Genomic DNA, 20,236 nt, shown 5'->3' with positions numbered 1-20,236 from the left:
GCGGTCGATGGGCCCGGCCGGCCGGAAGACGGCTGCAAAGTTCTGGCAGGCGTAGACCGGCCAGGGCCGCCGCGTTCGCGGCGGCCCTGGGAATCAGCCCGGTGGTCGATCTCAGCGGGCCCGTCTCACGCACCTTCCGGTGCGCCGGGAGAGGCGGTGCAGAGGGCCACTACCCCGGCAGACGGCGCTGACACCCGTTTCCTCATTCCGGTGCCGTGGCGGTTCCGCGCCGCGGGGATGCGTCACCAGGTGTCGATGAAGGCGCGGCGGGCGGACTCCAGGGGGACGTCGCGCAGGGCTGTGGTGATCCAGCGCCGGGTGTCGGCCGGGTCGATCACGTCGTCGATTTCGAAGACGGTGGCCGCGTTCAGCGCCTTGCCCTGCTCGTAGGCGGCCGCCACCAGCGCATCGAAGGTCGCCTGCCGCTCGGCCGGGTCGGCGATCGCCTCAAGTTCCCGGCGGAACCCCAGCCGGACCGCCCCTTCCAACCCCATGCCGCCCAGTTCCCCGGTCGGCCAGGCCACCGTGGCCAGCGGCACCCGCAGGCTGCCGCCGGCCATCGCCTGGGCGCCCAGCCCATAGGCCTTGCGCAAGATCACCATGCAGATCGGCACCCGCAGGTGCGCGCCGGTCACGAACAGGCGGGAGAAATGCCGCACGGTGGCGGTCTGCTCGGCGTCCGGGCCGACCATGAAGCCGGGGGTGTCGCACAACGACACCACCGGCAGGCCGTGGGCGTCGCACAGCTGCAGGAAGCGGGCGGCCTTGTCGGCGGCGTCCCGGTCGATGGCGCCGCCCAGGTGGGCGGGGTTGTTGGCGATCAGCCCGTAGGGGCGGCCCTCGATGCGCACCAGCGCGGTGATGATCCCGGCGCCGAACCCTTTGCGCAGCTCCAGCACCGAGCCGGTGTCGGCGAGGGTTTCGATCACCGCCCGCACGTCGTAGACGCGGCGGCGGTCCTGCGGGATCAGGGACCGCAGCCGCCGCTGGTCCGGCGCGTCCCACTGCGGTGCCGGGCCCTGGAAGTAGGACAGGTAGCGGCGGGCCACCGCGACCGCCTCGGCCTCGTCGGCGACCGGCAGGTCCACCACCCCGTTGGGGACCTGCACCGAGATCGGGCCGATCTGCTCGGGGGTGTAGCTGCCGAGCCCGCCGCCTTCGATCATCGCCGGGCCGCCCATGCCGATGTTGGCGTCGGCGGTGGCGATGACCACATCGCAGCAGCCCAGCAGGGCGGCGTTGCCGGCGAAGCAGCGCCCGGCGGCGATGCCCACCAGCGGCACCTGCCCGCTGAGCCGGGCGAACAGGTGGAAGGCCATGGTGTCCAGGCCGGAGACGGTGGGGGTGTCGGTGTCGCCCGGCCGTCCGCCGCCGCCCTCGGCGAACAGCACCACCGGCAGGCGCCGCCGGGCCGCCAGCTCGAACATGCGGTCTTTTTTGAGATGGTTCATCGCCCCCTGGGTGCCGGCCAGGACCATGTAGTCATACGACATGACCACCGCCTGGCGGCCGTTGATCTCGCCGATCCCGGCCACCAGGCCGTCGGCGGGGGTGCGCTCGATCAGCTCTTCGACGGGGCGGCGGCGCCGCTGCGCGGCGATGACCAGCGCGCCGTACTCGGTGAAGGTGCCCGGATCGCACAGGTCGGCGATGTTCTCGCGGGCGGTGCGCCGGCCGGTGGCGCGCCGGCGGGCCACGGCCTGGGGCCGGGCGGCGTCCAGGCCGATCTCGTGCCGCCGGATCACCTCGGCGAGGTCCTCCCTGATCTCCTCCTCCGCCGTGCCGTCCGGCCGCCCGTCCTCGGCGGCGGGCGCCTGCTCCTCGACGGCGGCGGGCTCCAGGTAGGCGACCGGGTCGCCCTCGGCGACGGTGTCGCCGGGCGCGACCGGCAGCCGGCGCACGATCCCGGCGGTGGGCGCCTCGACGACGTGCTGCATCTTCATCGCCTCCAGCACCACCAGCGGGCCGCCCGCCGCCACGGCCTGCCCCTCTTTCGCCTCCACGCTCTCGACCGTGCCGTGCATCGGCGCGGTGACCTGGACTTCTGCCACGCTCACGCTCCTTCGCCGCCGGTTTGCCGCAAAGCGACCTGCAACCCGATGTTCCGGGGGAATGCGGACGATACTCGGTCCCGTCCGAAAGCGGCCGGACGGGGCGCGTCGCTGCAAAGCCGAAACGGCGAGCCGAGGGGAACGCACGGGCCACGGCGACGATCCGGCCGATCCCGCCGGCGCCGCATGGGCGACCGGTGATGCCGCAGTTCTAAGCACGGCCGGTGAGTTCTTTACGGCGTGCGCCCGCGGGAGGCCCGCCGGTGCTCACGGCCGCATCCCCCGGCCTGCCGCCCGCGGAAATCACGCCAAGGCCCGCCGACGGGCCGGGAGGGTGACGAGCCCCGGGGCCGGAGGCGAGCCCCGGGGCCTGCTCGAAGTCACGGCCTGGGGAAGGCGCACTCCACAGGGGTGCGGGGATCCAGCCCGGCCAGCGTGTTGAGGATGACCAGCTGGGTGGGCTTGTCCCAGATGATGGCCAGGTGCTCGACGGGGTTGAGCGGGCACAGGTCCTGGATGGTGAGGTTGCGGGCCCGCCCGTCCTTGAGGAAGGAGTTGGTGTAGGGGGTCACCACCTCGTCGTACCTGCTGGCGATGACGGTGTAGACGACGCCGGGCACGGTGTCGCCGCCGTCGTTGAGCTTGCGCAGGAACTGTGAACCCTCGATCTGCTGGCCGACGGCCGGTGCCAGCCGCACCGCCAGCTCGGTCAGCCGCATCAGGCCGCCTTCGACGACCAGGCCCCAGAAGGTGGTGCCGTAGTTGGACGGCGCCAGCCCGATCAGGTGGTGGACCTTGTCGGCGCCGCCCAGAAAGCGCACGTAGTAGCGGGGCATCATGCCGCCCTGGGAGTGCCCGATGATGTCGACCTCGGCGGCCCCGGTGGCTTTCAGCACGGCGTCGACGAAGGCGGCCAGCTGCCCGGCGGAGGTGGGGATGTCCTCGGTCCCCTGGATGGGGGACTCGGGGGTCTTGCCGCCGTAGTTGAGGGCGAAGACGCAGTAGCCGTGGCGTTTGAGCACCGGCGACAGCCACTGCCAGTTGAACGCCATGTTCTCGAACGTTCCGTGGACCAGCACCACGGGGCGGGGCCGCTGCGGGGTGGGCTTGCAGGTCCAGTCGTTGGCGCCGGGCGGGGAGGTGTCGGCGTGGGCGGTGCCGGGCGCCGCCAGGAGCATCGCGGCGGCGGTGACGGCCGAGGCGGCCAGGGCGCTCCAGGCGCGCATTCTGCGGCGGCGCATTCGTTCTCCTTTACGGGCCGGGGGTGGAAGGGGCGGTGGTCCGCCCGCGGAAAGGAGCCGTGGGGTTGGTTAGAGCAGCGCCGAAATACTCAATAAGTAAGTTATTACAATCGCGGGAACGGCTGTCTTGTCAGCATCGGAGCCAAAACCGGCGGGCACTTGTCACCCGGCTGACAATTGCTTCTCTCCACCCGCACCGAAAGCTCCCTGCCCGGATACGGCCGGGCGGCGGGCCGAAACGCCCGCCGCCCTTGCACATCACCCGGGTGGCACGCCACCGTCTTCGCGCCATCCGGACGCCTTGCGGGAATCACCCCGTCCTCAAAAGGCGTCCCGGAAAGGGCGGGCTCAGGCGGGCACGCGCTCGAACACCGCGGCCAGGCCCTGCCCGCCGCCGATGCACATCGTCTCCAGGCCGTAGCGGGCCTGGCGGCGCTCCATCTCATACATGAGGGTGGCCAGGATGCGGCAGCCGGTGGCGCCCACCGGGTGGCCCAGCGAGATGCCCGAACCGTTGACGTTGAGCCGCTCGAAGTCGCCCGCGCCGAACCCCCACTCGCGGGTGACGCCGAGCACCTGGGCGGCGAACGCCTCGTTCAGCTCGATCAGGTCCATGTCCGCCAGGGTCAGGCCGGCCTGCTCCAGGGCGCGCGCGGTGGCCGGCACCGGCCCCAGCCCCATCAGCTCCGGCGGCACCCCGGCCACCGCCCACGACACCAGGCGGGCGCGCACGGTCAGCCCGAGCCGGTCGGCCTCCTGGCGGGTGGTCACCAGGCAGACCGCGGCGCCGTCGTTCTGGCCGCTGGCGTTGCCCGCGGTGACCGTGGCCCCGGGGTCCACCGCGGCCCGCACCGGGCGCAGCGCGGCCAGCTTCTCCAGGGTGGTGTCGGCGCGCGGGTGCTCGTCGCGGTCCACCACGACGGTCTCCTTGCGGCCGGGCACCTCCACCGGGACGATCTCCGCATCGAAGCGTCCCTCCCGCTGGGCGGCCACCGCCCGCTGGTGGGAGCGCAGCGCCAGCTCGTCCTGCTCGGCGCGGGGAATGCCGTATTTGGCCCGGACGTTCTCGGCGGTCTCCAGCATCCCGCCGGGCACCGGGTGGTGCTCGCCGCCGGGGGTGACGCGCGCCCGGTCCAGCCGGTCCATCAGCTTGATCTCCGCGCCGGGGCGGCCCCAGCGCAGCCCGGTGGCGTAGTACTCCACCTGGCTCATGCTCTCCACACCGCCGGCGATGACGGTCTGGCAGGCCCCCGACTGCACCATGAGCACGGCGTTGATGACCGCCTGCAGGCCCGAGCCGCAGCGCCGGTCGATCTGGCTGCCGGGGACCTCCACCGGCAGCCCGGCGTCCAGGGCCGCCACCCGGCCGATGGCGGGGGCCTCCCCGTTGGGGTAGCACTGGCCGAGGATCACCTCGTCGATCCGGTCGGCGCCGGTGCGCTTGAGCAGCTCGGCGATGACCGTGGCGGCCAGCCGCTGCGGCGGGACGTCCCGAAGCGCCCCGCCGAACCTGCCGACGGGGGTGCGGACGGGCGAGCAGATCACGACCTCACGCATACGGCGACCTCCAGAACCGATCAGCGATTTCCAGAGTGTGCCGCATGCCCCGGGCCGCGCCGAGGCCCGGGGGCGCGGGTTGTCCGCCCGCCCATTCCACGCCCCCGGCACTTGGTCCAAAAGCCCAGCCGGAAGGCCCGCCCGGCTCCTTGGGGGCGTCCCGCCGGGCCCGCGGGGCGGACGCGGGCGCCCGGCGGAGAGCCGCTCCTGCCGGGGCGGTCAGCCCTGGGCGACGGCCCCTTCGGCCAGCAGCTCGTCCACGTCGGTGAAGCCGAACTCCTCCAGCACCTGGCGGGTGTGCTGGCCGGGCAGGGCGGGCGAGCCGGAGATGGCGCCCGGGGTGCGGGAGAAGCGCGGCGCGGGCGCCGGCTGCAGGTGCCCGTCCCGCTCGACGAAGACCTCGCGCTCGGTGTTGTAGGGGTGCTCGGCCGCCTCCTTCAGCGACAGCACCGGCGCCACGCAGGCGTCGCCGGGCAGGAAGATCTCGGCCCACTCGTCGCGGGTCTTGGTCTTGAACGCCTCGGCGAACCGCTTGCGCAGCACCGGCCAGCCGGCCCGGTCGTGCTGGGCGGGCAGCTCGTCGGCGTCCTCGATGCCCAGCCGCCGCAGGAACTCGGCGTAGAACTGCGGCTCGATCGCGCCGACGGCCACGTACTTGCCGTCGGCGGTCTCATACACGTCGTACCAGGGGGCGCCGGTGTCGAGCATGTTCACCCCGCGCTCGTCGGTCCACATCCCGCCGGCCAGGAAGGCGTGGATGAAGGTGGTCAGGTGCGCGGTGCCGTCCACGATCGCCGCGTCCACCACCTGGCCGCGTCCGCTGATGCGGGCCTCCAGCAGCGCCGCCAGCACCCCCACCACCAGGTACATGCTGCCGCCGGCGAAGTCGCCCAGCAGGTTCATCGGCACCTGCGGCGGCCCGCCGGCCCGGCCGATGGCGTGCAGCGCCCCGGTGATGGCGATGTAGCCGATGTCGTGCCCGGCGCTCTGCGACAGCCGCCCGTGCTGCCCCCAGCCGGTCATCCGCCCGTACACCAGCTTGGGGTTGACGGCCAGGCAGTCGTCGGGGCCCAGCCCCAGCCGCTCGGTCACGCCCGGCCGGAAGCCCTCCAGCAGCACGTCGGCCTTCTCCACCAGGCGCAGCACGACCTGCTTGCCCTTTTCGCTCTTGAGGTCGACGGCGATGGAGCGCTTGCCGCGGTTGGTGAAGTCGGTGGTCGCCTGCCCGGCCCCGCTCACCGCCGAGGCCCGGTCCACCCGGATCACCTCGGCTCCCAGGTCGGCCAGCAGCATGGCCGCAAAGGGCCCCGGTCCGATCCCGGCCAGCTCGATCACCCGGATGCCCGTCAACGGCCCCTGCTTCGACTCGCTCATCCACGACCCCTTTCACACCGTTGGGCACTGTGCCGGCGGCTCGACAGAACCGCGTTCGGCGCCCCCTAGTCTGCCCGACCTCGGTAAGCAATGCCTGACCGCCCCGACCGGACGGGCCCGGCATCGGCAGGGCACCGGGCGTCCCCCGGCGACGCTCAAAACCAGGCGGCGGAAAACCGCGGCGCCCGAGCACCGGCCTCCTCATTCAGGAGGCCTTTCCAAGACGGGCGTGGCGGGAACGGACGCTCCGGGCCGCTGGGAATCGCGCTCTTTGCAGCACAGAGGACAAGACGCCCGGTACTGCGCCGCGGCAGATCGCCTCAGCAGCACTGAACCTTGTTCAACACGTGGTCCCGGGCACCGAATACGGGAGTCAGAGCGGTATCCGGGGTCATGACATTGCCGGTCACGGCATCATCCCTGACCCCGAGGCCCCGCCTGCGGGAACGTCGTGCTGAAAAGGTTCACTGAGCGGCGCAGGAGGTCAAGGCCCCCTCGCGCCGCGGATCCGCAGGACCTCAGCGGAAGCGGGCGGTCTCCGGCAGCCGGGGCGGGGGGACCAGGGAGTCCTGTTTGATCAGGCCGAGGCGCAGGGCGGTCATCACCGCCTGGGTGCGGTTGGCGGCGCCGAGCTTCTCATACAGGCGGGCCGCATAGGTCTTGGCCGTCGAATGGCTCAGGTGCATGCTGTCGGCGATCGCGGCGATGGAGCGGCCCTCCATCAGCAGGGCCAGCACCTGGCGTTCGCGCGGGCTCAGCAGTTCGCCGGTGCGGCGGCGGGCCAGGGCCTGGGCCAGGCCGGCGGAGGTGAAGGAACCGGGGGCGACCGCGGCGTGCCGGATGGCCGCCACGACCTCGGCGGCCGGGGCGGAGGTGGTCACGTAGGCCGACGCCTCGGCCTCCATGGCGCGAAACAGCGCCTCGTCGTCCTCGGGCGGCCCCAGCACCACCGCGCCCAGTTCCCGGTCGCGGGTGCGCAGCGTGCGGACCAGGTCCAGCCCGTCCCCGTCCGGCAGCCTGGTGGACACCACGACCACGTCCGGCGAGCAGGCGGCGACCCGCGCGGCGGCCTGCGCCAGGGTCCCCGCCCCTCCGGCGAAGTCGATGTCCGGCTCGCGTTCGGCGAGCTGCGCCAGGCCATGGCGGCTGAGCGTATGGGCGTCGACGACCACGACCCGAATGCCCATCGGGACCTCCCAGGGTGCGATCGGGCTGGAATCCGGCCTGCAGACTCGCGATCACTTCCCGATCGCTCGGAGAGCGAGACTCTGACAAGTGTGACGGATCACAGCAAGCCCAGGTTTACCACTGGCAACAGGGTTCTATCCGCAGAAGTAAGGCAAAAGGAGACTCAAAGTCACCATCCGTTCTGACAGCCCTGCAAAGCGATCATGCCGCTCGACATGCGCTTCTTGGGCCGCATGTCGTCCGAACGGATGACATGTCACCCGGGCGGCCAGTTTTTTCGACCCGAAAGGCGGCTTAACGCGCGGTCGCCGCGCTCATCACTCTGATCGGCGCAGGCGAACGTCGCCGCCCGGCCGGTGCGGGGGCCGGATCGGACCGTTCCCAGCTCGGAGGGGGCTATACCCGTGTTTAACAGAATGATAACGGCGCTTGCCGCGCGCATCCAGACGCTGGACTTTTCCCGGCTGAGCGGTTCACGGCTGCGCGACCGCGGCGAGGAGGGGGTGACGGCCGTCGAGTACGGGCTGATGGTCGCGCTCGCGGTCACCATCGCCGCCGTCGCCTTCGGGCCGCTCCGGGACGCCGTTCAGAACGCCTTCCAGGCCGCGGCCGACGCCCTCAACAACGCCCGCTCCTGACTCCGGGCCGCCGGCCGCGGGGCGGGACGGCCTGCGCCGCCCCGCCCCGCGGCCGCTGGTTCCCTCGTCGCGGCTGATCTGTTGAGGACGAAACGACCATGTCGATCCGGTACCCGGTGCGCGAAGCCCCGCGCCGAGCGGTACAGGCGGCGCCCGCCCGGACCGACCGGGGCGCCGTCACCGTGGAGATGGCGTTCCTCCTGCCGATCATGCTGATGCTCATCTTCATGATCATCGACTTCGGCCGGGCCTTCAACGCGCAGTTGCGGATCAACGAGGCCGTCCGGCAGGGCGTGCGGACCGCGGTGCTGACCCAGCCGCCCGCCGACCCCAAGACGGCGGCGGCCGACATCATGACGACCGCGCTGGGCGGGCTGACCGTGGCCAGCCCGGAGTGGATCCAGCCCTGCACCGGGACGGCCACGGTGGCCAGGGCCACCGCCACCTACCGCTTCGAGGGGACGCTCTTTTCCCGGGAACTGACCGGACAGGCGGTCATGCAGTGCCCCAGCTGAAACTCCCCGTGCCGGGCCGGATCCCGCCGCCGCAGCGGGACGAAGGGGCCGTGACCACCCTCTTCGCCCTGCTGCTGAGCAGTCTCATCGTGGTCGGAATGCTGGCTTTGGTCGTGGACATCGGCCGGCTCTACATCGAGCGCGAAGAACTGCAGAACGGCGCCGACTCCGCCGCCCTGGCCGCGGCGCGCGGATGCGCCCAAGACGAGCGGTGCGACCCGAGCGACCTGCTGAGCGCGGCCGCCGCGGCGGCCCGGGCCAACGCCAGGGACGGAGCCGCCCAGACGACGTTGCGCTGCCTCCGCGTCGCCGGAGTGACGCCGATGACCTGCCCCTACGACGACACCCAGCTCACCCGGTGCGTCGGCCCCAGGCCGAGCAGCGGGAACTTCGTGGAGATCCGGACGAGCACCGAGACCGAGGACGGCAGCACACTGCTGCCGGCGACCTTCGGCAGCGCGCTGCTGGGCGAGAGTTACCAGGGCACCAGGGCGATGGCCTGTGCCCGTGCCGCCTGGGGAGCGTTGTCGGCCCATCCCCGGGCCTTCAGGCTCGGCGTCCACTCATGCGTCTTCGAAGGGTCGCCCGCCCCCGCGTTCGTGCCGCTGGAGCAGATCAAGGCGGGCACCCCCGATCCCGCCGGGGAGACCGGGGTTCACCGGGGACTGTGCGCCGCGGAGGGATCCTCGCCGCCAGAGGACGACTCCGTCTTCGCCTGGCTCGGCGCCTCCGGAGACGACTGCTTCCAGAAACTGGAGGCCGGCACCGCCCAGCCGGGCAGTGAGATCACCCCCGGCTGGGCGGCGGCCTGCCGGGTGGACGGCCGGGAGCTGACGCTGGACGCCCTCTTCAGCGAGAACCGTGAGCCGCTGGTGCTTCCCGTCTACGAACCGGCCGCCGAAAGCGGCGGGGGAAACGCCTACCACATCGTGGGCTTCGCCTATTTCCTGCCGACCGGCTACTGGTTCGGCCCGCATGACTTCCAGAACTCCTGGAGCACCGGAAGCGACTGCGACATGGCGGACGCGGAAACCCCGCAACCGTGCCTCATCGGTTTTTTCACCAAAGGCACGCTGGTCGGCGCCGTGGGACCGGGAGACGGCTACGGACTGCAGGCCATCCAACTGATCGGATGAAACAGACAGCAGGAATGGGGACACCGTGAATCGCCGCCTGATCACCATCGTGGTCGCCGTGGCACTGGCCGGGCTGGGCAGCCTGATGGTGTACGGATACGTCCACGGCGCCGACGAGCGCGCGCTGCGCGGCCAGCGCGCGGTGAACGTGCTGGTGGCCGCCAAGGCGATTCCGGCGGGTACCGCGATCACCCGTCTGGTGGCCGACGGGTACGCGGTGACCCGGAAGTTCCCGGCCTCCAGCGTGCCCGACGACGTGCTGAGCCGGATCGAGGACGTCGACAGCGACATGGTGACCGGATCGCCCGTCCGGCCCGGCGAGCTGATCCGCAAGCCGCTGCTGGTGCCGCGCGGCTCCAGCCAGACCTTCACCGTCCCAGAAGGCAAGATCGCGCTGACGGTGGAGCTGACCGACCCGCAGCGGGTGGCCGGGCACGTGGTGCCCGGCTCCAAGGTGGCGGTCTTCCTGACCCGCAGGATCCTCGACTCGAACGGCCGGCCCCGGGGAGAGCTGACCGAGACCAGGCTGCTGATGTCCGGCATCGACGTGCTGTGGATCGGTCCGGCTCCCAAGGACAAGTCGGCGGCCAAGACCGAAGGTTCCAGCCTGGTCACCTTGGCCGTCACCCAGCGGCAGGCCGAAAAGCTGGTCTGGAGCGTCTCCGGGACGGGCGGCGGGCGCCTTTACCTCGGGCTGGAGGGCGGATCCTCGGAGCTGTCGGAGAGCGGGTCCGGGGTCAGCAGCTTCAAGGTCTTCAAATAAAGCCGGGGGGTGTGATGCCGATCGTCTGCGAACCCGACGGGAGCACCGCACGGCGGCTGGTCGCCGGCTTCCGCGAGCACGGCCGCACCGTCGCGGATCTGAAGACGCTGGAGCAGATGCTGGCGGCCGACCCCGACGAGCTGATCGTGGTGTTCGGGCCCGGCGCGCCGCTGGAGGCGGTGCTGAGCTTCGCCGCGGCCCGCCGCTTCACCCGCCCCTCGCTCGGGGTCGTGCTGGTGCGCACCGCCCTGGAGGTCAACACGCTCGCCCAGGCGATGCGCGCGGGAATCCGCGAGGTGGTGCCCGACCGGGACTTTCCCGCCCTGATGGAGGCGTGCAAGCGCTGCTGGGAGGTCTCCTCCCGGCTGCGGGCCGCCGAGCAGGCCCAGCTGCCGGAGGGCGGCGCCGCCGGCCCCGGCAAGGACGGCACGGTGGTGGTGCTGTTCGCCGGCAAGGGCGGCTGCGGCAAGTCGATGGTCTCCACCAATCTGGCGGTCGCGCTGGCGCGCCGGGAACGCCAGGTGTGCCTGGTGGATCTGGACCTGGCGTTCGGCGACGTGGGGATCATGCTGCAGCTCAGCCCGCAGCGCACGATCGTCGACGCGGTGCCCATGGGCCAGAACATGGACCAGACCGGGGTGCGCTCCCTGCTGGTGCGGCACGAGTCGGGAGTGCACGCGGTGCTGGCGCCGGTCGCCCCCGGCGACGCCGAGAAGATCACCGGCCGGCTGGTGACCGATCTGCTGGCGGTGCTGCGGCAGATGTTCGACGTGGTGATCGTGGACACCCCTTCCCAGTTCAGCGAGACGGTGCTGGCCGCCCTGGACGCCGCCGACCGGCATCTGCTGCTGGCCGGCCCCGAGGTCACCGCCCTGAAGGCGCTGCGGGTGACGCTGGACATGCTGGACCTGCTGGGCTACCCGGCGGCCGGCCGCAAGATCCTGCTCAACCGGGCCGACGTGCGGGCCGGGCTGTCGCGCTCGGACATCGACCGGGTGGCCGGACGCCCGGTCAACGTGCGCATCCCGTCCAGTTCCGACATCCCGGCCTCGATCAACAAGGGCGTCCCGCTGGCCCTGTCCCACCCCGGCCACCAGGTCAGCCGCGCCATCGAGGAGGTGGCCGACCTGGTGCTCGGCGAGGAGCGGCGGCCGCCGGGACGGCTGCGCCGCCGGGGCGGGCTGCGCCGGGCGAAGGCGGGCCGGTGAGCCGCAAACCGCGGAACGAGGCCGCGTCTTGCGGCCCGTCGCAGGCGGGCCGAGGTGAGTACGCGACGACGAGAGCCGGTGCCCTGGCACCGGGGACATGCGGGGAGCACGCATGAGCAGCCTGAGTGAACGGCTGGCCCGGCTGCAGCGGGAGGCCGAGCAGCCGGCCGCGGAGCCGACCACCGCGCTGGTCCACACGCCCCACCGCCGCTCGACCCGTCCGCTGGACCCGTTCGCCGGGCTCAAGCGCCGGGTCCACCAGGCGCTGGTGGAGGCGCTCGGCCCGCGCATGTACGACGTCAACCTCAGCGCGGGCGAGCTGGAGAACCGGGTCCGCAGCACCCTGCAGATGGTGCTGGAGCAAGAGGACACCCCGATGACGGCGGCCGACCGGGCCCGGCTCAGCCAGGAGATCTTCGACGAGGTGATGGGGCTGGGGCCGCTGGAGCCCTACCTCAACGACCCCGAGGTCACCGAGATCATGGTCAACGGCCCGGGCCAGATCTACGTGGAGCGCAACGGCAGGCTGGAGCTGGCCGCGGGGGCGTTCGCGGGCGAGGGCAGCCTGCGCCGCACCATCGACAAGATCGTGGCCCGGGTGGGGCGGCGGATCGACGAGTCCAGCCCCATGGTGGACGCCCGGCTGCCGGACGGCAGCCGGGTCAACGCGGTGGTGCCGCCGGTGGCGCTGGACGGGTCGCTGCTGACCATCCGCAAGTTCGCCGCCGACCCGTTCACCGTGCACGACCTGGTGGACTTCGGCACCCTCACCCCGCAGGTGGCCGACCTGCTGGCGGCCTGCGTGCGGGGCCGGCTGAACATTCTGATCAGCGGCGGCACCGGCTCGGGCAAGACCACCACCCTCAATGTGCTCAGCTCCTTCATTCCGCCCGATGAGCGCATCGTGACCATCGAGGACTCCGCCGAGCTGCAGCTGCGCCAAGAGCACGTGCTGCGGCTGGAGTCCCGTCCCCCCAACATCGAGGGCCGCGGCGAGGTGACCATCCGCGACCTGGTGCGCAACGCGCTGCGGATGCGCCCGGACCGGATCGTGGTGGGCGAGGTCCGCGACGGGGCGGCCCTGGACATGCTGCAGGCCATGAACACCGGCCACGACGGGTCGCTGACCACGGTGCACGCCAACGCGCCCCGGGAGGCCATGGCCCGGCTGGAGACGATGGTGCTGATGTCGGGGATGGACCTGCCGGTGCGGGCGATCCGCGAGCAGATCGCCTCCGCCATCGACCTGGTCATCCACCAGGCGCGCTTTAAGGACGGCTCCCGGCGCATCACCCACGTCACCGAGGTGTCCGGCCTAGAAGGCGAGGTCATCACGCTGCAGGACGTGTTCCTGTTCGACATGCGGGCGGGGGTGGACGCCGACGGCCGGGCGCTGGGCAGGCTGCGGCCGACCGGGCTGCGGCCCCGCTTCCTGGAACGGCTGCTGGATGCGGGCATCACCGTCCCGAACGAGATCTTCGAGATCGGCCGGGGCGGGCAGACGATGGGCCGGCCGCCATGGTGACCGGGCGGCTGCTGGCGGTGCTGTGCGGCCTGGCGCTCCTGCTGCCCGCGGGGACGGCGGGCGCCGCCGAGCCCGGCGGGCGGATCAGCGCCCTGGAGGTGATGGCGAACCGGGTCCAGTTCCTGTTCACCGCGCACGGCCTGCCGCCGAAGGCGGCGCTGGACCCCGATTCGGTCACGGTGACGGCCGCCGGACGCACCCTGCCGGCGAAGGCCGAACCGCCCGGCTCGCCCCGCCCCGGCGGCCCCTCCCCCGGCGGGCGGAACGCGCGGGCGGTGATGCTGGTGCTGGACACCAGCGGGTCGATGAGCGCCGCCGACCTTGCGGCCGCCAAGGCGGGGGCGGTGGCCTTTCTCGACCTGCTGCCCGCCGACGTGCCCGCGGGATTCACCACCACCGGGACGCCGACACGCCCCGTGATCGATCCCACCACCGACCGCCGGTCCCTGCGCAAGGCCCTCGGCCGGATGCGGACGGGCGGGGAGACCGCCCTGTATGACGCGATGTCCGCGGCGGTGGACCGGCTGGCGCGCGCCAACGCCGCGGAGGGCCGGCTCGTGGTGCTGTCGGACGGCAAGGACTCCGCCAGCACGAGCACGCTCGCCCAGGTGCTGGCCCGGCTGAAGAGGACCCGCATCGCGGCCGACGTGGTGGCCTTCAAGACGGCGGCGACGTCGGAGGGAACGCTGCGGCAGCTGGCCGCCGACTCCGGCGGCCGCCTGCTGTCCTCGCCCGATCCCCGCCGGCTGAACGCCGCGTTCGCCGACGCGGCGGCCTCCTTCCGCCAGTCGATGTGGATCACGGTCACGCTGCCGCAGTCGCTGCAGGGCACCGCGCTGCGGCTGGAGGTGCGGGTCCGGGCCGGAGACACCGCGATCAAGGCCACGGCGTCCGCGGCGGCCTCTCCCGCCGGGACCGCCGGGCCGCACGGCCGGACCTCCGCGTCCCCCCGGCATGCGGGGACGGCCCCGGCGGACGCGGCCGGTCCCCTGGCCGGTCTGCCGCTGCCCGCGGTGCTCGGCGTCTGTTTCGCCGCGATCCTGCTGCTCATCCTGGTGGTGGGAGGTCTGGGCCGCAGGGAGCCGCCGGAATGGGCGGTGCGGATCGAGCGTTACCGGCTGCGGGCGCGGCCCTCCCCCGCCGAGCCCGATGCCGAGGAGTCCCGGGCGCGCAACCCCCTGATGCGCGGCGCGCTCACCCTCAGCATGAAGATCACCGGCTCGGGCCGGCTGGCGCAGCGCCTGGCACAGGACCTGGACCGGGCCGGAATCTTGCTGCGTCCCCATGAGTGGACCCTGCTGCGGATCGTCATCGGGGCCTGCCTGACGGCGGTGGTGACCCCGCTGGTGGGCAACGTCCTCCTCGCCGCCCCTCCGGTGGCCGTGATCACCTGGGTCGCCACCCGGGCCTATCTGCGTGGCAGGGCCGAACGGCGGCTGACGGCGTTCGCCGACCAGCTGCCGGATGCGCTGCAGCTGGTCGCCGGGTCGCTGCGGTCCGGTTTTTCGGTCGCCCAGTCGGTGGAGCGCCTGGCCGGGCTGGAGCTGCAGCCGATGGGCCAGGAGATGGCCCGTGCCGTGGCGCAGACCAGGCTGGGGGTCTCCACCGAGGACGCGCTGCGTTCGGTGGCCGACCGGATGAACTGCCGCGACCTGCACTGGGTGGTGCTGGCCATCCAGATCCAGCGGGAGGTCGGCGGCAACCTGTCGGAGGTCATCGAGACCACGGCCGAGACGATGCGCGAGCGGACCCGGCTGCGCCGTCAGATCCGGGCCCTGTCGGCCGAGGGCAGGCTCTCGGCCTATGTGCTCATCGCCCTGCCGGTCATCACCGGCGGCCTGCTGACGGTGTCACGGCCGGACTACATGCGGCCGTTGTACACCACGCCGATGGGCATAGGGATGATCTGCCTCGCGGTGTTCCTGGTGGCGCTCGGCTGGCTGTGGCTGAGCAAGGTCGTCAAGGTGGAGGTCTGAGATGACGGGCGTTGCCACCCTGCTGGCCGGGATGGGCGCCCTCGCGGCGGCTCTCGTCCTCCTGCTGAGCCCGCCGCGGCGGAGCGACCGGCCCACCGGCGTCGCGGGCGCCCTGCACTCGATCGAGACCGAGTACGCCGGGAAGGCGACCGGGACGGTCCCGCCGCCGTCCCGGGACGAGCGGCTCGCCGAGCCCTTGATGCGGCGGCTGCGGATGCTGGCCCAGTCGCTCAGCCCCGGCACCGGCGTCGAGGGCCTGCAGCGCCGCCTGGACCTGGCGGGCAATCCCGGCGCATGGACGCCGGAGCGCATCCTGTCCTACAAGGGGCTCGGGCTGCTGGCGGTGGGCGCGACGGGCGCGCTGGTCGGCAGCGGCAGCGTGCCCGGGATCCTGCTGGGGGCGGCGTTGGGCTCCCTGTTCGGTTTCTTCCTGCCCGACATCCTGCTCTACAACGCCGGGCTGCGCCGCCAGGAGGAGCTGAAGCGCTCCCTGCCCGACACCCTGGACCTGCTGGTGGTCAGCGTGGAGGCCGGGCTCGGCTTCGACGCCGCGCTCACCCGGGTGGCGCAGCACACCAGCGGGCCGCTGGCCGAGGAGCTGGCCCGGGTGCTTCAGGAGATCAGGATCGGCAAGTCCCGGACCGAAGCGCTGCGGTCGATGGGCGAGCGGGTCGCCGTGGAAGAGGTGCGGACGTTCATCGCGGCCCTGGTGCAGGCCAGTGAGCTGGGGATGTCGATCGGTGTGGTGCTGCGCGAACAGGCCCGGGAGGCGCGGCTCAAAAGACGTCAGCGCGCCGAGGAGATGGCGCAGAAGGTCCCGGTGAAAGTCATGTTCCCGGTGGTGCTCTGCATTCTCCCCGCTCTTATCATCACCGTCGTCGGGCCGGGGGTTTTGAGCATCATGGAAAGCCCGCTGTTTCGGTGAGACCGGTGCGCCCTATCCGGACAGGTGACAAACCCGCGTCGCCCCTGTCACTGCAGTCCCCCTCTCCCACCTGGGAGAATATCTCCCGTATCGCACCATGAGCACCTTATGCTGCTGGTCATGGAGTGGTTCGAGAGAGTGGCTCGCATGCGCCGCTGGACCCGTGGCGGCGAACGCGATCCCCACCGTGCACTGCTCCTGCTGCTGGCGCTCGGCGACCTGCACCGGCGCGGCTATACCCAGCTTCGTTACCGGGACATCGAAGAGCCGCTGGGCGAACTGCTGACCGAGTTCGGCCCGGCCAAGCCGGCCAGCCCCGGGTACGCCTTTCACCAGCTGGCCGCCGACGGCCTGTGGGAGGTGTTCACCCCGCACGGCACCGGAAGCCCTGGGCCTGACGCGGCCGCACTGCGCGCCTACGACGCCGCCGGCCGGCTGGTGCCCCGTTTCGCCAAGGAATTGCTGGCCGACCCGACGGCGTTCGCGCAGATCGTGCATCTGCTGCTGCAACTGAATTTCGAGCCCGGCCTGCACGAGGACCTGCGCATGGCGGTCGGGCTGCCGCATGAGCCGCCGGTGCCGGTCACGCTGGCCGCCAATCTCCAGGGCCTGCTGCCGCGGGCCCGGCCGGACGTGCTGCTGCGGCAGAAGGTGCTGGTCGCCTACGACTGCCGCTGCGCGTTCTGCGGTTTCGAAGGATGGATGGGCAACAGCGTGGTGGGCCTGGAGGCCGCCCGGCTGCGCTGGTGGGCGTTCGACGGTTATGACGACCTGTCCAACGCCCTGTGCCTGTGCACGCTGCACCACCGGCTGCTGGACCGGGGGGTGCTCAGCCTGAGCAGCAGCGGAACCATCCTGGTCAGCCGGCAGTTCGTGGGCACCACCGAATCGTCGCACGCGCTGGTGGACTCACTGGTCGGGCGCAAGGCCGCACAACCCAAGGTCGGTTTCCCCGCTCCGCACCGCAACAACATCGACTGGCATGTCCGGCAGGTTTTCCGGGGGCCCGCTCGCACCGCCTGAAAACCCGTACACCGGACATCGGATACGGGCCCACGATGGCCACTATCGGCCAAAAGTTCAGGTTTGAGCCCTTGCACCGTTCCACTTTCTTAACAAACTCTACAAAACGACATAGACAGGTCGATATCGCATGCCGGGCCGCTCTGGTCTTCTCTCTTCCCATGGGAGAACCTCGTACTGGGATCATGACCGTCATGCTCGGAGGGGTTCCATGGGATTGCGCAGCAAGGCCGGGGTGGTCACATTGGTGGGCCTGGCAACGGCCAACTGCGTGGTACTGGTGAGCGGAGGCGTCGCGGTCGCCAACTCCTCCGCCGCATCGTCCAAAGTCGTCAGAGCGTGCGTCAAAAAATCCGGCGGCGCGACGCGCATCGTGGGGGCCAAGACCAAGTGCCGTAAAAACGAACGGCTGGTGACCTGGAACAAGACCGGCCCCAAGGGCGCCCGCGGACCCGCCGGCCCCAAGGGCGCCCGCGGACCCGCCGGCCCCAAGGGCGCCACCGGCCCGGCCGGTCCCAGGGGCGCCACCGGCCCCCAGGGGCCGAAGGGCGATCGCGGCCCTCAGGGACCGAAGGGCGACCCCGGTCCCCAGGGGCCGCCCGGGCCGCTGCCCGCCGCGTTCCGCAAGCACCAGCCCTTCACCCTTCCCGTGGGAGAGGACTTCACCAAGGTCGCCTGGATCGACCTGCCGGCGGGGACCTACGTGATCCAGGCCGGGGCGCTCATCGTCGGAGGCGACGCCCGCTGCGGGATCTCGGCCAACGGCGCCGCCCCCGCCTACAACCAGATCGTGTCCTCCGGCGGGCTGGCCGAGGGAATGTGGCGTCCGCTCACCGAGATCATCAGGGTGCCGGGCACCGGTCAGGCCACCTTGATGTGCGCCCGGATTCCCCAAAGGGGCCAGCCCTCGGTGGGCGCCGACCTCACCGCGATCAAGGTGAACGACAGCTCCATCGAGAACTGACCCCATCCGGCGGACGCTCAGGGCGTGCGGGCCGTCACGATCACCCGGCCGGCGGGCCGCCGCCCCGGCTCGGGGCCGGTGGCGACCAGCAGCCGGCCCCTGCGGAAGGCCGTCTTGACCGGGCCGGCGGCGTGCGGGACGGCGCCCGGCGCGGCGGCGGCCAGGTAGTACCAGCGCTTGTCCGGCCCGCGCCACCACAGACCGCTCACCGGGCGGCGCGGGTCGCCGCACGAGCCGGCGTCGTGGCGCCGGCCGCCGGGCTCCAGCAGCGTGGCGTGCGTGGACGTGCCGCCGCCGGCGTAGGCATGGCGGGTGCACACCCAGCGGGCGGGCCGGTCCTGGCCGGGCAGCCGGCCCGTCCAGAACTCCCAGGAGGTGGACTCGACCACCGGGCGGGCGGGAGTGGAGGCGGGCAGTCCGCACGACAGCCGGCGCCACAGGCCCACCGCTGCCGAACGCGGCATCACGGGCCTGGGAGCGGCGTCCGTGGCCGACCGGTGGCGGACGGTGGTCAGGACCGGGCCGCCCAGATCGGCCAGCATCGCCGAGCCGTGGTGGTCGCGGAGGCTCATCAGCGGCCCCCTCCGGCACGGGGTACGGGCGGTGAGGGGACCCACCACCGGGTTCTCCATTCCCTGGGTCGGTGCGCCTTCGGCCGACGCGGCCCTGGCCGAGGCCGGCCGGACCGATGCGCTCCTGCCCGCCGTCTTCCCGCTCGCGGCGTTCTCGTCCGTCCCGTCCTCGCCCGCCGTCTCCTTATTCCTCGCCTCGTCTCTCGCCGTCCCGTTCGCCGTGCCCTGTCCGGACCGGTCCTTGGCCTGCGTCTTCCTCACCGGTCCCCGCCGGGCGGGGAGCGGCTCGCCGTCGGGAGTCTGGACATGGGTCGTCCACGGCGGCAGCAGGTAATGACCGCCGCCCAGAGCCAGCGGGCCGGGCGGCACGCGGCCCGCCACGGGAAGGTCGCGCAGCGCCCCGTCCGGCTCGGTGTAGCGGACGATGCGGTCGCGGTGACGCAGCAGCGCGGTGGGAGTGCGGCCGACGCGGCCCGCATACAGCAGCTGGGGGTCGCCGTCGGCGCCGGCGCGGCGGACCCAGGCGGCCAGCGCCCGGCCGGTGAAGGCCCGGTCGCCCACCAGCTCGCCACGGGCCGGCCACACATCGAAGGTGCGGGGAGCGTTCTCCCAGGAGGCGCGCGGCGCGGCCATGATCAGCCGTCCGTGCCGGGGAGCCGCGGCGGGGCCGGAGGAGGAGCCGGTCTCCAGCACGAACACCGTCCCCACCAGCGCTATGGTCAGCGCCGTGGCCACCGCGACCGGCACCCGGGAGCGGCGGCGGACCGCGCGCTCCCGGGCCCGCCGGGCCGAGACGTCCACCACCACCTCGGCGGGGTTGCCGCTGCTCTTGGGCAGTCCTTGGATGGACTCGGAGGCCTCCAGCACCGCCTGAACGTCCTGCACCCCCAGCTCGACCAGCAGGTCGCGCACCGCGTACCGGGGCATCCGCTCCACCTGGCGCAGCACGTACGCCACCCGGACCGGGGGATCCAGCTCCGCCAGGGCCAGGGTCAGCGCCGGGTCGGGCAGGCGGGTGGGCAGCCCGCGCAGCCAGGGGCCCAGCCCGATGCGCAGGCGCCAGGAGGGGTTCATCGCACGGCGCACCACCCGCGCGCGCATCCGGGCGTATCCGTGGCGTCCACTGCCCGGACGGGCCGGGCGGATGGACACCAGCGGGAACTCGCAGTCGACGATCCGCTGGGCCAGCGCCAGCCGGTAAAGCCGCCTGCCCTTCCCGGGAAGGATCAGATAAGCCAGCCGGACGAGATCGCGATAACGCCGCTCGAGCACGGCACTGGGCGAGGCTTTCTGCGGCATGGACGGGCTCCTCGGATATCCAGGGAATGGCTGTGACCGAGGCTAAAGAGATCACACGGAGCCGTCCGGAAATTGAACCAACGATTAAACTGGCGGGTGCATATTTGCGGCTATTTCCCCTTAAAACACCCACCCGAAGGCGCGTTGCCGTGGGCGGATCCGGCCTGCGGGCGCAGCACGGATCCGGCGTGCGCCGGCGGCCGGCCCACCGTCCGTTTAGGTCACGTATTACCCTGGTTGAACGCCGGGAACCGATCCGGCAGGCCGCAGCCGAACCTGGT

Annotated in this window: 16 protein-coding genes; 10 read left to right on the top strand and 6 right to left on the bottom strand. The window is 72.2% G+C overall.

Annotated elements, in window-relative coordinates:
* Positions 1–242 precede the first annotated feature (242 nt).
* The 5 genes from TCUR_RS09200 to TCUR_RS09180 form a co-directional block, all read right to left on the bottom strand.
* Positions 243–2,051, bottom strand: coding sequence for a carboxyl transferase domain-containing protein (locus tag TCUR_RS09200; protein WP_012852219.1), 1,809 nt, complete (start codon positions 2,049–2,051; stop codon positions 243–245).
* A gap of 380 nt (positions 2,052–2,431) precedes the next feature.
* The gene (locus TCUR_RS09195; protein WP_012852218.1) at positions 2,432–3,292 is read right to left on the bottom strand and encodes an esterase/lipase family protein; all 861 of its coding nucleotides are present in this window, start codon (positions 3,290–3,292) and stop codon (positions 2,432–2,434) included.
* Between the two features lie 348 nt (positions 3,293–3,640).
* Positions 3,641–4,849, bottom strand: coding sequence for an acetyl-CoA C-acetyltransferase (locus TCUR_RS09190; protein WP_012852217.1), 1,209 nt, complete (start codon positions 4,847–4,849; stop codon positions 3,641–3,643).
* A gap of 219 nt (positions 4,850–5,068) precedes the next feature.
* Positions 5,069–6,223: a CaiB/BaiF CoA transferase family protein gene (locus TCUR_RS09185; protein ID WP_012852216.1), complete on the bottom strand. Its 1,155-nt coding sequence runs from the start codon at positions 6,221–6,223 to the stop codon at positions 5,069–5,071.
* Positions 6,224–6,741: 518 nt separating this feature from the next.
* Complete coding sequence (locus tag TCUR_RS09180; protein ID WP_012852215.1) at positions 6,742–7,410, bottom strand: response regulator transcription factor; 669 nt, start codon at positions 7,408–7,410, stop codon at positions 6,742–6,744.
* 417 nt (positions 7,411–7,827) lie between these two features.
* On the opposite strand from TCUR_RS09180, the gene TCUR_RS09175 reads away from it, so the two are divergent.
* From TCUR_RS09175 to TCUR_RS28330, 10 genes are all read left to right on the top strand, one after another.
* Positions 7,828–8,049 (top strand): Flp family type IVb pilin, encoded by a 222-nt coding sequence (locus TCUR_RS09175; RefSeq protein WP_041439453.1) that lies wholly within the window; start codon positions 7,828–7,830, stop codon positions 8,047–8,049.
* A gap of 98 nt (positions 8,050–8,147) precedes the next feature.
* Positions 8,148–8,564 carry a TadE/TadG family type IV pilus assembly protein gene (locus TCUR_RS24850; protein WP_012852213.1) on the top strand — a complete coding sequence of 139 codons (417 nt, stop codon included), beginning with the start codon at positions 8,148–8,150 and terminating at the stop codon, positions 8,562–8,564.
* A gap of 50 nt (positions 8,565–8,614) precedes the next feature.
* On the top strand, positions 8,615–9,700 hold the full coding sequence (locus tag TCUR_RS09165) for a pilus assembly protein TadG-related protein (RefSeq protein WP_169313010.1): 1,086 nt from the start codon (positions 8,615–8,617) through the stop codon (positions 9,698–9,700).
* 25 nt (positions 9,701–9,725) lie between these two features.
* Complete coding sequence (gene cpaB / locus TCUR_RS09160) at positions 9,726–10,463, top strand: Flp pilus assembly protein CpaB (RefSeq protein WP_012852211.1); 738 nt, start codon at positions 9,726–9,728, stop codon at positions 10,461–10,463.
* A gap of 14 nt (positions 10,464–10,477) precedes the next feature.
* Positions 10,478–11,671 (top strand): CpaE/TadZ family protein, encoded by a 1,194-nt coding sequence (locus TCUR_RS09155; protein WP_012852210.1) that lies wholly within the window; start codon positions 10,478–10,480, stop codon positions 11,669–11,671.
* A gap of 112 nt (positions 11,672–11,783) precedes the next feature.
* A complete protein-coding gene (locus tag TCUR_RS09150; protein WP_012852209.1) occupies positions 11,784–13,196 on the top strand; it encodes a TadA family conjugal transfer-associated ATPase in 1,413 nt (470 codons plus the stop codon).
* Entirely contained in the window at positions 13,190–15,172 is a 1,983-nt protein-coding gene (locus TCUR_RS24845) for a type II secretion system F family protein (RefSeq protein ID WP_012852208.1), read from the top strand. Before TCUR_RS09150 ends, TCUR_RS24845 begins: the two co-directional genes overlap by 7 nt.
* Before the next feature lies 1 nt (position 15,173).
* Positions 15,174–16,097, top strand: coding sequence for a type II secretion system F family protein (locus TCUR_RS09140; RefSeq protein ID WP_012852207.1), 924 nt, complete (start codon positions 15,174–15,176; stop codon positions 16,095–16,097).
* A gap of 120 nt (positions 16,098–16,217) precedes the next feature.
* Positions 16,218–17,120, top strand: coding sequence for a phosphorothioated DNA-binding restriction endonuclease (locus tag TCUR_RS09135; protein WP_041441382.1), 903 nt, complete (start codon positions 16,218–16,220; stop codon positions 17,118–17,120).
* Positions 17,121–17,331: 211 nt separating this feature from the next.
* Positions 17,332–18,084: a collagen-like protein gene (locus TCUR_RS28330; RefSeq protein ID WP_012852205.1), complete on the top strand. Its 753-nt coding sequence runs from the start codon at positions 17,332–17,334 to the stop codon at positions 18,082–18,084.
* A gap of 17 nt (positions 18,085–18,101) precedes the next feature.
* On the opposite strand, the gene TCUR_RS09120 is transcribed toward TCUR_RS28330, so the two are convergent.
* The gene (locus TCUR_RS09120; protein WP_012852204.1) at positions 18,102–19,955 is read right to left on the bottom strand and encodes a hypothetical protein; all 1,854 of its coding nucleotides are present in this window, start codon (positions 19,953–19,955) and stop codon (positions 18,102–18,104) included.
* Positions 19,956–20,236: the final 281 nt, after the last annotated feature.

It is taken from the genome of Thermomonospora curvata DSM 43183, from assembly GCF_000024385.1.
Taxonomy (GTDB): domain Bacteria; phylum Actinomycetota; class Actinomycetes; order Streptosporangiales; family Streptosporangiaceae; genus Thermomonospora; species Thermomonospora curvata.
This window is presented reverse-complemented; position numbering and strand designations above follow the sequence as displayed.